This is a genomic window from Paenirhodobacter sp. YD-8, assembly GCF_056590935.1.
This window is the reverse complement of sequence record NZ_CM152649.1, coordinates 696,005-711,190: the sequence shown is the minus strand read 5'-3', so window position 1 is coordinate 711,190 and position 15,186 is coordinate 696,005. Positions and strand designations below refer to the sequence as shown.

At 58.8% G+C, this 15,186-nt stretch carries 13 protein-coding genes and 1 pseudogene; 5 read left to right on the top strand and 9 right to left on the bottom strand.

Annotation, left to right across the window (positions count from 1 at the left end):
* Positions 1-298: 298 nt before the first annotated feature.
* The 4 genes from AC0QTQ_RS03485 to AC0QTQ_RS03470 all read right to left on the bottom strand — a co-directional run bounded on the left by AC0QTQ_RS03485 (position 299) and on the right by AC0QTQ_RS03470 (position 3,516).
* Positions 299-631, bottom strand: a complete 333-nt coding sequence (locus AC0QTQ_RS03485; protein ID WP_480258267.1) for a hypothetical protein — start codon at positions 629-631, stop codon at positions 299-301.
* Position 632: 1 nt separating this feature from the next.
* The gene (locus AC0QTQ_RS03480; RefSeq protein ID WP_480258266.1) at positions 633-1,154 is read right to left on the bottom strand and encodes a hypothetical protein; all 522 of its coding nucleotides are present in this window, start codon (positions 1,152-1,154) and stop codon (positions 633-635) included.
* 232 nt (positions 1,155-1,386) lie between these two features.
* Positions 1,387-3,069: an IS66 family transposase gene (gene tnpC, locus AC0QTQ_RS03475; RefSeq protein ID WP_480258265.1), complete on the bottom strand. Its 1,683-nt coding sequence runs from the start codon at positions 3,067-3,069 to the stop codon at positions 1,387-1,389.
* Between the two features lie 192 nt (positions 3,070-3,261).
* Complete coding sequence (locus AC0QTQ_RS03470; protein WP_337248720.1) at positions 3,262-3,516, bottom strand: helix-turn-helix domain-containing protein; 255 nt, start codon at positions 3,514-3,516, stop codon at positions 3,262-3,264.
* 446 nt (positions 3,517-3,962) lie between these two features.
* Here AC0QTQ_RS03470 and AC0QTQ_RS03465 point away from each other — a divergent pair, with 446 nt between their 5' ends.
* Genes AC0QTQ_RS03465 through AC0QTQ_RS03450 form a run of 4 tightly spaced genes read left to right on the top strand, consistent with a single transcriptional unit; the run spans position 3,963 to position 11,341 of the window.
* Positions 3,963-6,401 (top strand): type I restriction-modification system subunit M, encoded by a 2,439-nt coding sequence (locus AC0QTQ_RS03465; RefSeq protein ID WP_480258264.1) that lies wholly within the window; start codon positions 3,963-3,965, stop codon positions 6,399-6,401.
* A complete protein-coding gene (locus AC0QTQ_RS03460; RefSeq protein ID WP_480258263.1) occupies positions 6,398-7,513 on the top strand; it encodes a restriction endonuclease subunit S in 1,116 nt (371 codons plus the stop codon). Before AC0QTQ_RS03465 ends, AC0QTQ_RS03460 begins: the two co-directional genes overlap by 4 nt.
* A 32-nt stretch (positions 7,514-7,545) precedes the next feature.
* Complete coding sequence (locus AC0QTQ_RS03455) at positions 7,546-10,614, top strand: type I restriction endonuclease subunit R (protein ID WP_480258262.1); 3,069 nt, start codon at positions 7,546-7,548, stop codon at positions 10,612-10,614.
* Positions 10,601-11,341: a M48 family metallopeptidase gene (locus AC0QTQ_RS03450; RefSeq protein ID WP_480258261.1), complete on the top strand. Its 741-nt coding sequence runs from the start codon at positions 10,601-10,603 to the stop codon at positions 11,339-11,341. The genes AC0QTQ_RS03455 and AC0QTQ_RS03450 overlap by 14 nt, the downstream gene beginning before the upstream one ends.
* Here AC0QTQ_RS03450 and AC0QTQ_RS03445 read toward each other — a convergent pair.
* The 4 genes from AC0QTQ_RS03445 to AC0QTQ_RS03430 all read right to left on the bottom strand — a co-directional run bounded on the left by AC0QTQ_RS03445 (position 11,289) and on the right by AC0QTQ_RS03430 (position 13,451).
* Positions 11,289-11,546 carry a hypothetical protein gene (locus AC0QTQ_RS03445; protein ID WP_480258260.1) on the bottom strand — a complete coding sequence of 86 codons (258 nt, stop codon included), beginning with the start codon at positions 11,544-11,546 and terminating at the stop codon, positions 11,289-11,291. The two genes, AC0QTQ_RS03450 and AC0QTQ_RS03445, sit on opposite strands and share 53 nt — an antisense overlap.
* A gap of 39 nt (positions 11,547-11,585) precedes the next feature.
* Positions 11,586-12,674: an AAA family ATPase gene (locus tag AC0QTQ_RS03440; protein WP_480258259.1), complete on the bottom strand. Its 1,089-nt coding sequence runs from the start codon at positions 12,672-12,674 to the stop codon at positions 11,586-11,588.
* A 1-nt stretch (position 12,675) separates the two neighbouring features.
* Positions 12,676-12,984: an IS66 family insertion sequence element accessory protein TnpB gene (gene tnpB / locus AC0QTQ_RS03435; RefSeq protein ID WP_480259188.1), complete on the bottom strand. Its 309-nt coding sequence runs from the start codon at positions 12,982-12,984 to the stop codon at positions 12,676-12,678.
* A gap of 62 nt (positions 12,985-13,046) precedes the next feature.
* The gene (locus AC0QTQ_RS03430) at positions 13,047-13,451 is read right to left on the bottom strand and encodes a transposase (protein ID WP_480258258.1); all 405 of its coding nucleotides are present in this window, start codon (positions 13,449-13,451) and stop codon (positions 13,047-13,049) included.
* 80 nt (positions 13,452-13,531) lie between these two features.
* On the opposite strand from AC0QTQ_RS03430, the pseudogene AC0QTQ_RS03425 reads away from it, so the two are divergent.
* Positions 13,532-14,257: pseudogene (locus AC0QTQ_RS03425) on the top strand (IS3 family transposase); the annotation flags it as partial.
* 508 nt (positions 14,258-14,765) lie between these two features.
* On the opposite strand, the gene AC0QTQ_RS03420 reads toward AC0QTQ_RS03425, so the two are convergent.
* Positions 14,766-15,134 carry a hypothetical protein gene (locus AC0QTQ_RS03420; RefSeq protein ID WP_480258257.1) on the bottom strand — a complete coding sequence of 123 codons (369 nt, stop codon included), beginning with the start codon at positions 15,132-15,134 and terminating at the stop codon, positions 14,766-14,768.
* Between the last annotated feature and the right edge of the window lie 52 nt (positions 15,135-15,186).

Genomic DNA, 15,186 nt, shown 5'->3' with positions numbered 1-15,186 from the left:
GCCATCAAACACGTCATGGACCCCGAGCCTGCGGAATAGTGTTATGATGTTCGTGTCACTCGGATTGCCCCATCTGGACCATGTGGCCAGGTAATCATTCTTCTCCGCGTCCGGAAGCGCTCGACCGAACGCCCTTTCGGAGCAGGCCATGAACACATCACCCACGAAGGCCTGAAGCGCCGATGAGAGCATAACAACACAGGCCCGGTTAAGTGATTGGCCCTCATGGCTGCCGTCAACAAGTCTTCTAGGTGCTCCGACCTGGCCACCGTGAAGGGTTCTTCTAGCCGCAATCAGTTCATCGACGAGAGCAAGTGAAAGGGGCAAATCTGTCTCCTGGAGAAGTGGTTTCGAAATAAGACTTCACAGTCACTGGATGAATCAAGGTTGACTTTCTTGTCGAAGTTCTGCCCGTGCGCAACAGATACAGCATCATTGTGAGGGTATTTTCCCACATCCGATCCCAGAACTTCAGGCTGGCCAGTTTGCCTTGGGCGTAACGGTGGAGCTCGAGCCCAAGGGTATTGTCGGTCATGATCAGGCTGAAGCGGGCATTATGAACATCCCCTTTCGATATATGCTCAAGTGCATCGTCGGGCTTCTCCAAGACGCCGGCGATGAATTGCACCATCTCAATCCCCGCGGATCAATTTCTGCTTTTGCGGCTCGGTAACCTTCTTCCGTTGCAGATTAAACTCCTGCAACAGTTCGTCCGTTGTCCGGGGCACGATGGCCGTTTGGACCGGATAGAGGACCCTTGATGGCGGCCAGTTGAGCGGAGCTTCGGCGATGATCTCGGCGACATACCTCTCGATGCTGGTGAACACAGACGAGGAGGTGATATCCTCGACGACGTGCGGGATCTCCTCTTTGATCTCGGAGTAGTTTGCGACCAAGCCCCCTGATACCCCAACAATCGTAGCGATGTGCGCGACGGCCTTGAGACTTCCGGGTTCTAAGGAAGCTGGGTCAAGAAAGATTGCATCCGTGGACACCCACTGTCCGTCGACCGTGAAGCCGGAAGCGTATTCAGTCTCCAGCCTGCGCGAGACCTTATCGATAAATCGCAGTGCCGACCTGCGGTGCGTCTTGAACGCGATGTCAGCTTCGAAGGTAAACGTTGCAGTTCCGATCACAATCCGCCGATAGAGCACAGTAATCCTCCGTGGAATCAGCGCAATCGTGCGGTGATCAATCTGGGCTGGTCAATGACACGTCTGGGGCTACTTCCCAGGCAGGTCTGACTAGTCGGCGACAAATTCTGAACTCAGGCGGATCAGACGACGGTTTGAAGTTGCCGCAGGCCGTCGCGGAACTCAACCCCTTGGATTATCTCTGACAGCCGGTTCTGGCCGTCAAGTTTCCATGGTCGCGGAGTCTAGAACCTCAGTGCTTGATCCGAAACTCAGGCGGAACGTTCCACGGCAGCAACTTCTCATATGCAGAGCGTGGAAGTTTCATCGCGATCTGATCGAAGACCCACTTCAAATAGGGCTCAGCATTCACCGCATTGAGCTTACAGGTTTCGATGATCGAACTGTGAATTCCCCATGCTTCGGCACCCTCATCATTGCCGAGGAACAAGGCATTTTTCCGCAGCAGAATGGTCGGCTTGAACATGCGTTCGACCGCATTGGTGTCAAGATCGATCCGCCCATCATCGACAAATCGCGTCAGATCATTCCATTGCCTCAGCACATAGCGGATCGCTTGCACCATCTTACTCTTCGAAAGATGACGCTCTGCATGTGCGATCAAGAATGCCCTTAGGCGATCCAGAATGGGAACTGAGAATTGTCGCCGATGCGCCGCGCGGATCAGAGGTGGCTTGCCACGAATTTTCACCTCCTCTCTATAGAGCTCTGCAATAATTCGAATGGCCGCTTTTGCACCTGGCGTTTTGTTGAATTCGTACTCGTCTGTGAAATTTCGTCGGGCATGTGCCCAGCATTTCGCTGGCGTGATTTGTTCCACAGGCGTGCCCTGTCGGCCAAGTCGACCGTATCCGGCATATGAATCGGTCTGGAGAATGGCCGTGACCCCGCTCAAAATATCATGAATGTGGTGCATCGCCCGAGTGCCTCGCGGATAGTAGATCACCACTGGCGGTTTATTTCCGGCAAATGCCCGGTCGTCACGAAGGAGAGCATAGAGGTAGCTAGTTTTTGTTTGCCCTTCGCCGGGTTGAAGCATCGGTAAGGTGGTCTCATCCATGAACAGCCTTTCGCTGTTCGTCTTGAGCTCATGCTCCATCAGTTGATAAATTGGCAAGAGCGCCTCATTTGCCAAACGGTTCGACCATCGCATCAGGGTGCTGCGAGACAGCTCGACACCTTTCGACAGAAAGATGTTCTCCTGCCGGTTCCAAGGCAACTGCCACCCAAAACGCATCGTGATCGAATTGGCCATGAGCGCGTTGCTCATCGTGGTTTTCGGAAACACGCGCGGTTCAAAGGTCGTCCCGAGGATCTTGTCATGCAAGCGACACCGGTACTTAGGATACTGACGCACCGCCACGTAGTATTGCGCGGGGATCACTTCCAGAGTCTCATTCTCTTCAACTTCAACGATGCCACCGCCACATCCGCAGGGACACTTCCTGTCTTCGGTGCCCATGTATATCGGTCGCTTTTCAAGGTGCTCCGGCCATACTCTCGCACCTCGGCCGCTTAGGTTCCTCGGTTTTGGTTCCTTTGCTTCAGGTTGACCGGCGTTAGCCTTGCCGTTTTCTCTATCACTGCCAACGTTGTTTTCGGCATCCTTGGCTTTTTGATCGTCTACGCAGGAGCTACGATCATAGGTGGCCTTGTTTGGGTTATGATCGGCTTTCGCGCCGAATTGCGCCTTGGTTAATTTTGCTATTTGGCGCTTCAGACGCGCAACTTCAGATTTAAGAATCTTATTCAGCGTACTGGCTTTCAAAGCCTCTTCTCTGAGGGTTTCGTTTTCCGAAATCACCTCACCCCAAAGTTCGCGCAAACGCCGAACCAGCGCAGCGCCATCAAGGTCACGAGCTGCCAGAATGTCATTTTCCAACTGGTCAATTGTATCGAACACGTCCTGTGGCACGGCAAAGAACCGTGCTCTCCATCCCAGGCATGAAGCAAAGTGAATTCGTCCATGCCCGCCGAACTGCGGGCATGTGACTTGACTTTTGTCGCTGTGTCGGGGATAGATGAGGTGTCGCGCCGAGCGATTTTCCGAGGCCCTTGGGATTGCAGTCCCGGGGCCTCAACTCTTCCAGAGCCCTTGACTTCTAGCTCATGTGCCCTCTCCGCTGTTAGCTGGGTAGCGGTCTGGGAAAAGGGCTTCCGGCCGAGTGGCCAAGGCCTGCGCCAGGATCAGCTCGATGCGCGCGGATCTACTTTTTCCAAGTGAAACCGCACTCACGGAAGAAACGCTAACCTCCGCGCGTCTCGCGATCTCAGCGAAGGTCAGACCGCGCAGGGAAAGCTCGTATCGGATTCGAGCATGTCTTTCTCTATCGATGGCCAAATCCAATGGAGCGCCTTTCACCTTCGCGAATCACTTTAATAAGCAGATGACGCACTGAATAGTGAAGATCAACAGTCAAGTTGACATGCAGGCTTGGCGGCTATTTTTCAAACGCCACTAGCGATCGATTAATCGGAATTTTTCGCAGACGCAATAGGCGGTTTTTCGCAAACTGTCATCTCGGCTGGAGCCGGTTATTTATAAGCGCTTCGCGCGGGGACAGAGTTATTTTTCGCAAAGCCTTAATTCGTTTTTTCGCAAGTCTTGCGGACGCCTGCTTGGCGTCAATTTCTTTCTGCACCTTTTTTTGACGTTGACGGCCAGTGACCCATTCAGGGTCGGCAATCTCAAGGTCTCGGCTCGGCTTGCTCTGGCAAGGCCTCTCTGTTCCTCGCGGCCGGGAGACGCTAAGCCTATACCATGTCGCGCGATGAGAACGCGGGCGACTTGGCGAAGGGCAGAGCACGATGGCTATCAAGAAGAGCGATATCTACAGATCGCTGTGGGACAGCTGTGACCAGCTGCGGGGTGGCATGGATGCTTCCCTTTACAAGGACTACATCCTCACGCTTCTGTTCGTGAAGTACGTCTCTGACCGCGTGGGCAAGCCCGACGCGCTGATCGAGGTGCCCAAGGGCTGCTCATTCGAGGACCTCAAGAAGCTCCGCGGCAATAAGGACATTGGTGAAGCTATCGACACGGCCATCGCCGGGATTGCCGAAGCCAACGACCTCAAGAACGTCATCGACCGTGCCTACTTCAACGATTCTGAGAAGTTCGGCCGTGGCGCCAAGATGGTCACGACGCTGACCGCGCTCATTAACATCTTCAGCCGGGAAGAGCTGAACTTCAGCCGCAACCGGGCCGATGGCGATGACATTCTGGGCGACGCCTATGAATACCTGATGCGCAACTTCGCGACCGAGTCCGGCAAGAGCAAGGGCCAGTTCTACACACCTGCGGAGGTTTCGCGTGTTGTCGCCGCCGTTGCGGGGGTCAATCGCGCCACGAGCCCGAAGCAGACCGTTTATGACCCCACCTGTGGCTCAGGATCGCTGCTCCTGAAGGCCGCTGACGCCGCCGACGTCGCGCTCACCATCTACGGGCAGGAATTCGACATCACCACCCGCGGCCTGGCCAAGATGAACATGATCATGCATGGGCGCGAGGATGCAGATGTCGCCCAGGGCGATGTCATCGCCGAGCCCCAGTTCAAGGCGTCTGAGACCGAACTTCTCACCTTCGACTTCGTCGTCGCCAACCCGCCGTTCTCGGCCAAGGCCTGGGGCTCTGGCCTGACCAGCGAAACCCGCTATGGCCGCTTTGACCTCGGTATGCCGCCCGACAAGAACGGCGACTTCGCCTTCCTGCTGCACATCTTGGGTTCGATGAAGGCCACCGGCTCCGGCGCAGTCATCCTGCCCCATGGCGTGCTCTTCCGCGGCAACAAGGAAGCCGAGCTACGCGAAAAGATCCTCAAGCGCGGCTACATCAAGGCGATCATCGGCCTGCCGGCCAACCTCTTCTACGGCACCGGCATCCCGGCCTCGATCATCGTGCTGGACAAATCCCAGGCCCAGGCCGAGCGCCCGGTCTTCATGATCGACGCCTCGCGCGGCTTCATCAAGGACGGCAACAAGAACCGCCTGCGCGAGCGGGACATCCACAAGATCATCGACGCCTTCCGCCGCCAGGCCGAGATCGCGGGCTACTCGCGTCTCGTCCCCTATGCCGAGATCACGCGCAACGACTTCAACCTGAACATCCCGCGCTATATCGACGGCTCCGACCCCGAGGACCTGCAAGACATCGAGGCGCACCTCAAGGGCGGCGTGCCCAACCGCGACATCGACGGGCTGGCCGAGTTCTGGGAGGTCATGCCCCGCATCCGCGCCACGCTGTTCGGTCCCAACCCGCGCCCGGGCTATTCCGATCCGTTGGTCGAACCCGAAGAGGTCCGCACCACCATCCGCAACCACCCCGAATTCGGCGCCTTCCGCGACAGCGTCCATGCGATCTTGGACGGCTGGGCCGGGCAGAACGCGCCACTGATGGATGGCATCAAGGTCGGCGACAAGCCCAAGGACCTGATCTTGCGCCTGGCCGACGACATGCTGACCCGCTTTGCCGAGGCGCCCCTGATCGACCGTTACGAGGCGTATCAGCGGCTCATGTCCTACTGGGCCGAGACCATGCAGGACGATGTCTTCATCATCGCCCATGAAGGCTGGGAGGCCGCAAAGGAGCTGCGCGAGGCCCGCAAGGAGACCGACGCCAAGGGCAAGGTCAAATGGCTGGAAGAGGCCGATCTGACCGTGAACAAGGTGCGCCTCGTGGCCGATGTCATCCCGCCCCGGCTGATCGTCGCGCGCTTCTTCCCGGAATTGCAGCAGGCCGTCGATGACGCGCAGGCCAAGGCAGAGGAGGTGAGCCGCGAGATCGAGGAACTGGTCGAGGAACACGGGGCCGAGGGCGGCCTGCTGGCCGATGCGCTGACCGAAGCTGGCAAGCTGACCGCGGCCTCGGTCAAGGCACGCCAGAAATCCGGCGAGGCCGAGCCGGAAGAGGCCAAGCTGCTGACACAGGTGGCCAAGCTGATGACGGCCGAGACGGCGGCAAAGAAGGTGGTCAAGGAAGCAGAGGAAGCGCTGACCGAAGCCACGCTGAAGAAATACCCCGAGCTGACCGAGGAAGAGATCCGCTCCCTGGTCGTGGATGACAAATGGCTGACCGACATCGCCGATCTGATCGAGGCCGAGATCGAGGCGCGGACCGAGCAGATGACCGCCCGGGTGCGGGTGCTGACGGAGCGGTATGGGCATACGCTCATAGAGATTTCTGATGACGTTGATGAGTTGGCTAAAACGGTGGCGGGGCATCTTGCCGCGATGGGGTTCACTGGATGACTGACGGTAGTAAGCAATCCGACTCGGATGTTGCACCCGAAGGTTGGGATGTTGTCCCATTTTCCGAGTTTGTTTCAATCCAGAGAGGTCATGATCTTACCGCGCGACAAAGGCGTGAGGGCAGCGTTCCCGTTATGGGGTCCGCTGGATTGAATGGCTTCCATGACACATCACTCCAATCTGGCCCAGGAATGGTGCTGGGGCGCAGCGGCGCTTCGTACGGCCAGGCGCATTGGTGCGAGACAGACTTCTGGCCGCACAATACTGCGCTCTATGTCACCGATTTCTTGGGGAATGATCCGCGTTTTGCATACTACTTGCTCCGCGCAACCGATTTCAGCAGGCATAACAGCGGCGGCGCTCAGCAATCTCTCAACCGCAACTTTATTGCAGGCATGCCCTTGGCTCGACCTCCGAAGGCAGAGCAAGAGATAATTCGGCGCTGTCTCGATGATGCGGATTCGCTGATCGAGGGGCTGGAGCGGCTGATCGCCAAGAAGCTGCTCATCAAGCAGGGCGCGATGCAGGACCTCCTGACCGCCAAGCGCCGCCTTCCAGGGTTCTCGGGGGAGTGGGTGGAAGTGCCTTTTGATACTGCGTTCAAGAGGATCAATGCCAAACATTGTCAGGTTCAAACTTCCGAATACGCCTCAGACGGAGAAATTCCAATCATCGACCAAGGGAAAAGCGCAGTTGCGGGCTTCACCAACGTCGAGAGTCGTCGCTTTTCCCCGCCCGAGGGAGGTATCGTTATCTTCGGCGACCATACCAGAAGCGTGAAATTCGTGAACTTTGATTTCGCTTTGGGTGCAGATGGCACTCAGCCGATTGGCGCCAAGGAGGGTTTCGATATGAAGTTCCTGTCATTCTCACTGCAAAACAAAGAAATCCCCAATACCGGTTACAATCGCCACTTCAAGTTTCTGAGGGAGATGAAATTTTCCGTTCCGCAGGAATTTGAAGAACAGCAAGCAATTGCCGGTGTCCTGACCGACATGGACGCCGAAATCCAAGCCCTCGACACCCGCCTCGAAAAGGCGCGGCAGGTGAAGGAGGGCATGATGCAGAACCTTTTGACCGGACGGATCAGGCTGGGCTGCCCCCTTATTTGATCGAGTATTTTCCGAGACACGGAGAGGCCCCCATGAGCAAGATCGGCGAGGCGGAACGCAAGGCGCAAGATAGGGTCATCGACCTACTCTGCGGGGACAAATCCGGCACCCCCGGCGGCCTCGGCTGGCGCTACCTCGGTGACTGGCAAAAGCGTGAGGGCAACGCCAATATCGAGCCCTCCTATCTTCGCCCCTGGCTGGAAGCGCGCGGCTATGCGCCCGAGGTCATCACCCAAGCCATCGCCCGCCTGACGCGCGAGGCGCAGATGGAGGGCACCAAGCTCTACGAGGCCAACCAGAGATTCTACGACATGCTGCGCTACGGCGTGGCCATCGCCCCCGGCCCGGGCGAGGCCCCCGTCACCGTGCGCTTCGTTGATTGGGGCGATGCGGGCGCCAATGACCTCGGCGTGGCCGAAGAGGTCTCGATCAAGGGCCGCGATGCCAAGGCCTGGAACAAGCGGCCCGACCTGGTGCTCTATGTCAACGGCATCGCGCTTGGCGTGGTGGAGCTGAAGAAATCGACCGTGGGCGTGGGGACCGGCATCCGCCAGACGCTCGACAATCAACGGCCCGAATTCATCCAGCACTTCTTCACGACGGTGCAGATCACCTTTGCGGGCAATGACAGCGAGGGGCTGCGCTATGCCTCGATCAAGACGCCGCAGCCTTATTGGCTGGCCTGGAAGGAAGAGAGCGAGATCTCGGCCCGGCTCGACCGCGATGTGACCCAGATGATGGCACCGGATCGTTTCCTGGAACTGATCCACGACTTCACCCTGTTCGACGCGGGTATCAAGAAAATCGCCCGCCCCAACCAGTACTTCGCCGTGAAGGCCGCGCAGGAACGCGTCGGCTCGCGCGAGGGTGGCATCATCTGGCAGACCCAGGGCTCGGGCAAGAGCCTGATCATGGTGATGCTGGCGCGCTGGATCCGGGAGGCGTTCCCGGACGGCCGCATCCTGGTGGTCACCGACCGCAAGGAACTGGACAGCCAGATCGAGGATGTTTTCGGCAATACCGGCGACAAGGTGCGGCGCGCACGATCGGGCAACGACCTGATGGCCGCACTCGCCGATCCGACGGATCGGATCATCTGCTCCCTCGTCCACAAGTTCGGAAAGAAGGAAGAGGGGGAGCTGGAAAGCCTGATCTCTGATATCCAGAACGCCAACATCGGTGCGCCCAAGGGAGAGTTCTTCGTCTTCATCGACGAGGCACACCGCACCCAGTCCGGCAAGCTGGCCAAGGCGATGCGCAAGGTGCTGCCCAAGGCCATGTTCATCGGCTTTACCGGCACGCCCCTGCTGCGGTCCGACAAGGGGACTTCGCTCGAAACCTTCGGCCCCTACATCGGCAAGCCTTACCGATTTGATGAGGCCGTCGAGGACGGCGTGGTGCTGGACCTGCGCTATGAAGCCCGCGACATCGACCAGAGGATCAGTGCGCCGGACAAAATCGACGCCTGGTTCGAGGCCAAGACGAAGGGTCTGACCCCGATCGCGAAGGCGACGCTCAAGCAACGATGGGGTACGCTTCAACGTGTGCTTTCGAGCCGTGACCGGCTGGAGCAGATCGCCAACGATATCATCCTGGACATGGAGATGAAGCCGCGTCTGAATGCGGGCATGGGCAACGCCATGCTCGTGGCGGGCTCTATCCCCGAAGCGTGCGAGCTCTTCGAGATTTTCCGTAAATCCGGGTCAATTCTGGCCGACAAGTGCGCGATCGTCACCTCCTACAAACGCGCGGCACCGGAAATTACCGGTGAAGAAACCGGCATGGGCGAGACCGAGAAGCAGCGCGTCCACCGGGTCTATACCGATCTTTTGGGCGATACGTCGGAGGAAGAGTACGAGGAGGAGGCGCTGCGGCTGTTTAAGAAAGAGCCGGGGCGGATGAAGCTGCTGATCGTGGTGAGCCGGCTGTTGACCGGCTTCGATGCGCCGACGGCGACCTATATCTACATCGACAAGCAGATGCGGGATCATGGGCTGTTTCAGGCGATCTGCCGAGTGAACCGCCTGGACGGCGACGACAAGGATTTCGGCTATATCGTCGACTACAAGGATCTGTTCCGGAACATCGAGAGCGCGGTTGATGACTACACGTCCGAGGCATTCGATGCCTTCGACAAGGAGGATGTCGAAGGCCTGATCACGGATCGTGCCGAGCAGGCCGATACGGATCTGCGGACGGCGCGCGATGCCTGGCTGGGGCTTCTCGATGCGGTCGAGCAGCCCAAGGGCGATGATGAGCTCTTCGCGTATTTCTCCAGCCCCGAAGGCATCGAAAGCGATCCGGACGCGGAAGAGAAAGCTCGCCGCCGCCAAGCGCTTTACAAGTTGGCGGGGCGCTATGCGCGTGCCTACACGAACGTCGCCGCCGAACCGGACGGATCGGACTTCAACGAGCTGGAGCTGGCGGAAATGCGCAAGGAGGTCGAGCATGCCATCGGCATCCGCGATGCCGTGCGGCTCCACAGCGGCGATGCCGTTGACATGAAGCTCTACGAGCCGGCCATGCGCCACCTGATCGACAATTACATCAGGGCCGACGACTCTCAGGTCATCTCTCACCTGGATGACATCAGCCTGATTGACCTGGTCGAGAGCAAAGGGGCACAAGCCGAGGATGATCTTCCGGCGCCCTCCAAGGGGAAGCGTGAGAATGTCGCCGAGGCGATCGAGAACAACGTCAGGAAGCTGATCATCGACGAGACACCCGTGAACCCTAAGTTCTACGAGAAGATGTCGGAGCTGCTGACTGACCTGGTGGCGCAGCGCCGGAGCGGCGCGATCGAGTACGCTGAGTATTTGGAGAAGATCGCGGAGCTGGTAAGGGCCGCGAAATCCGGGCATGGCAACACCTATCCTGAGAGCATGAAGTCGCCCGGGCAGAAGGCGTTATTCGACAACCTGGGACAAGATGAGGTCCTAGCGCGCCGGGTCGACGAGGCTGTACGGGCGACTGCCCCCCACGGGTGGCGCGGTCATACGATGAAAGAAAAGAAAGTCAGACGCTGCCTAGAAGCTGAGATTTCGGACCCCGACACTGTGGATACGCTACTGCAGATACTGAAGAACCATGGCGAATACTGAACACCACATCATCGGAGGTACGCCGGTCGAGGTCCGCTGGAAGGCGATCAAGAACCTCCATGTCGGTGTCTATCCGCCTGACGGCCAGGTCAGAGTTGCCGCCCCGCTGAGCGTCAGTCTCGATGCCATCAAGCTCGCTGTACTCACGAGAATGGATTGGGTTCGTCGCAAACAGGCCCGTTTTCGAGCACAGGAGCGCCAGACGCAACGGCAGTACGTCTCCGGCGAGACACACTTCGTTTTCGGTCGGCCTCTTCGACTCGATGTGATCCACTGGGACAAGAAGGTCCACCGGATCGAACTCATCGGCAGCGACCGGCTCCGCTATTCGGTGCCGGCAGACACAACGCCTGCAGTGCGCAGGCGATGGCTGGAGAATTGGTACAAGGCTCGCCTAAGAGAGCACGTGGCCCCACGGCTCGCGCATTGGTCATCGCGCTTAGGCGTTGCCACCGAAACCTGGGGCATCCGGCCAATGAAAACGAAATGGGGCAGCTGCAATCCGGACAAGAAAATCGTCTGGCTTAATCTCGAGCTCGCCAAGAAACCCGTTCGGGCGATTGAGTACGTACTGCTGCATGAGCTCGCCCACCTGATATCGCCGCGCCATGATGAGCGTTTCATCAAGGTCCTTGATGACAATATGCCGAAGTGGCGCAGCATACGCGACGAGCTCAATCAGTATCCGCTTGCCGCGTGGGAAGATCTGCAGGCTTTGGCTCGGTGATGTCGTCGCTCGGCCGGTCGGTTGCGCGCGATTTTTCCAGGGCCTGCCGCCGCAGCTCCATTCCCCGTTCCACAAATCGCCGAACACGTTCCGGATCTGGTTCGACATCTCGTATCGAAGAGCGGTAGGCGATGGTGACATGGATGGCGCCAACGATGCATGCGCCGATACCAAACACGACGAAGATGATCTCGAATTCAGTCACGAAGCCGCCTCCCTTGTGCGATGAGCTCGTGAAATCGGTTCAATGCAACGTGGGGTGACATTCGAGATCAGCTGCCCTCTGCAACACCCGTGCCGCAGTTCTCAGACTCGGTTGGCTTGCCTGGCCCGCACGCTTGAAAGCTTCGACCGCGGCGTCCAAGGCCACGTCGCTGGTGCCCTGCCTGCGCCCTTCGCGCCAGATGAACATGACCAGTTCGTCAGTCGTTAACGCTCGTAGGGATATCGGTGGGCATCTGCTCAGAAGCGGCTCGGGCAACGCGTGGTAGTTGTTGGATGTCAGGACCCAGATGACCCAGCTCATGTCGAACTTGACCTGATAGAATGGGCAACTCCAGCTTCTTGCGGTCAAGGGCTCCAACAGGGGTAGCAGCGCCTCCGACAGTCCGAACGCACGGCCCGACGTGGACGTTGCAGTCCCCGACTTTTCGACCTCATCAACGACCATGACCGGATTGCCGACATGTTCCATAAGGATCGTGGAAATGAGACGCCCGGGGCCGGCGCTTCCCCATCCACGCTGGGACCCGACGACACCGAATGAAGCATTTTCATTCGTTGCCTCGATAACGGTCGTGGGTACGGTCAAGAGGCGGCCAAGGCGCCGCGCCCAAAAGCTCTTGCCGATCCCGGGAGGGCCATCGAGCAGGATGGGCGGCAGGCGAAGACCTATGGAGCCTTCTCTCACCGACCTGCGCATGGCCTTCCAGATCTGTTCGGTCGCGGGCCCCATCCAGGGCATTTCGTCGTGAAGTGCCGCCGCGATTTCATCCGCTTGGTGTTCGGTCTTCACCGTCGCAAGCCGAACGCCGCCTGCCAAGGCGGTCAATCGCTCGCGCTCATCCCTCTGCAAATGGCCCATCCCTGACGCTTCCTGGCGGCGTGTAATAAGCTTCTTGACGCGTTTCTGGATCCTGCTCTTCTCGAGATGGGTTATCCTCACCTCATGCAGTTCCTGATTATCGCCTCCAAGCAGTTCGACTTCATGCGCCGGCTGGCCGACCAGGCCACTTCGCAGTAGCCGTAGGTGCTTGATGAAGCGCCTTTCAAGGTAGTCAGCGGTTTGCTCGGCGGGAAAGATCTTGCACTGAATGAAAGGGATCGTCGCCATCTCACTCGACCTCCGCGCTTGTTTTGTTGAAAATGGAGGGGTGGTGATAGGCGGCCGAGACGACGCGGCGCCAATCGATCCCTTCAAAGAGAGCTTCAAACTGTGCCTTCGTCAGGGTCATCGTCCCGTCGGAAAGTTTGGGCCAAACGAAGCCCGCGCCTTCGATACGCTTGTAGATCAGCACGAGGCCAGTGCCGTCCCACATCAGGACCTTGATCTTGTCACGACCCTTCGAGCGGAAGACGAAGAACGCACCGGAGAAGGGATCGAGTTCGAAATTGGTCATGACGTAATTCGCCAAGCCATCCATCCCCTTCCGGAAGTCGACAGGGTGGGTAGCCAGATAGATTCGATAGCTGCTGGACGGCGCGATCACTGACACTGCCCCGCAACACGGATCAGCTTCAGAAGGTCTGCTTCGTCGATGGACAAAGGAAACTGTAGGCAGATCCCGCCCACATACAGATGAGCAGAGCCGGCTGAGCCATTACCTGCAGCGGTCGTTTGGGGCGCCGCCGGCGCGAAAGCCGGTTCGACTGATATCTGCGCGAAAGCTGGCCCATCGACGGAGATCTTTTCGCCTCGCTCTCGCCGATCAGCGACCCACCACTTTCTCACCAGGCATTCGTGGGCATCTAGCTCGGCGGCGACATCTCCAGGTGACATGCCATCTTCCCGAAGGCGCCTAGTCGCCTCGCGTTTGAGTTCGCTCGGCCAAATCCTTTTGCCCGACGGGGAGGTCCGGATCTTGAACCCCCAGACTTCGCGTTCCGCCATTGTCGCCTCCGATCGTAGTTCGGATGCAGACTAGCGGACGAGAAGTGGTCAGGTTTAGTGGGCAATCAGGGGGTCAGATGCAACGCTTACGCTTCGGCTACCGGCGTGTCGGCATTATGCTGGAGCGCAAGGGCATGATCATGAACGAGAAGAAACTCTACCGGATTTACCGCGAAGAGGGGCTGTCAGTGCGACGCAGACGTGGCCGTAAACGGGCGCGCGGCAGTCGAACCCCGATGCCGGTGCCGCTGCGGCCGAACCAGCGCTGGTCTCTGGACTTTCTGTCCGACACGTTCGGGGCCTGCCGCAAGTTCCGCATCCTGGCCGTGAACGACGATTGCTGCCGCGAGAACCTGGCGCTGATCGCCGACACCAGCATCTCGGGGGCTCGGGTGGCGCGGGAACTCGATGCGCTGGTCAGGATTTACGGCAAGCCCGCTTGCATCGTCAGCGACAACGGAACCGAGTTCACCAGCAAGGCCATTCTGAAATGGGCCAACGAGAACGGCGTCGAATGGCACTACATCGACCCGGGTAAGCCGCAGCAGAACGGCTACATCGAAAGCTTCAACGGCAGCCTGCGGGACGAATGCTTGAACGAGGAGATCTTCGACAGCCTGGCCGATGCCCGCCGCAAACTGGCCCTCTGGCGCTACGACTACAACAACGTCAGGCCGCATTCCTCGCTGGGCAACAAGACCCCGTCCGACGCGCGCCGGGCGCTTGAGCAATCTGAGGGCTCCGCGCCCGACGCGCTTGCCCAACCCGAAACCGACCACTATCAAACCCAAGGACTCTCGTTATGAACGAGGGACGACCGGGGGGCAGGTCACGTCCTAAACGATTATGAGACGAGTTCTTACTTTCTGCGCTGCATTCGTGACTGGTGCGATAGTTTGGTTCGCGTTGCAGATCGTGAACGTCATAAATCCCTTCCTGAATTGGAAATACCCACCCCTAAGATTGTTCATTGGCATGACATTTCCGGGCGGGGCTCCACCCAGCCTGCACTTTCTTAGCCATATAGCTCAAACTTGGGTGCCGTTTCTGGCCGCGTTCTTGGTCGCCTACGCTCTGACAGGTCACAAGGCACGGTTCTACGGGGCGGTTGCCATGTATGTCGCATTTCTCATCTGGTCGTGGGGAATGGTAACTCTACACACGCTGGGCGTAGCGCAGCAGACCATCTTTGCCATCGGAATTGCAGGCACATTCTTTGGAGGCCTTGGCCTATACCTGTGGCTGATCTGTCCAGTCCGCTCTGAATAAACTCCGCAGGTGCAAATGACCGCTTTGTCCGCAAAGCGGCCAACCTCAAAAATGCGCCTTCGGCTCATCCGGCTTGCCCGCCGCCAAAGCCAGCAGCCCGCCCACCAGACAGAACCCGATCGGGAACATGGTGAAAACGCCGAAGCCGAAGGCGTAATACATCAGCCCGCCGCCCGCGAGCATCAGCACCCCGCCCCAGAGCGCACGGATCTTCGCCATCGCGCCGCCGGCGATCGCCAGAAGCGGCGAGAGGAAGCTCGCCAGCCGGATCAGCTCGGGGTTCTGCACCTCGCCGAACATCTGCCCGACCTCGGCATGGCTGCGCACCACCTCGGTATAGCCATAGCCGAAGAAGCCCACGATCAGGGCGATCAGCCCGCCGATGATGCCCAGCACCAGGGCCGCGTTGCGCATTGCCTGTCTCCCCGGGCCGGCGCGGCCCCTGGGCCTGACATAGGACCTTGCC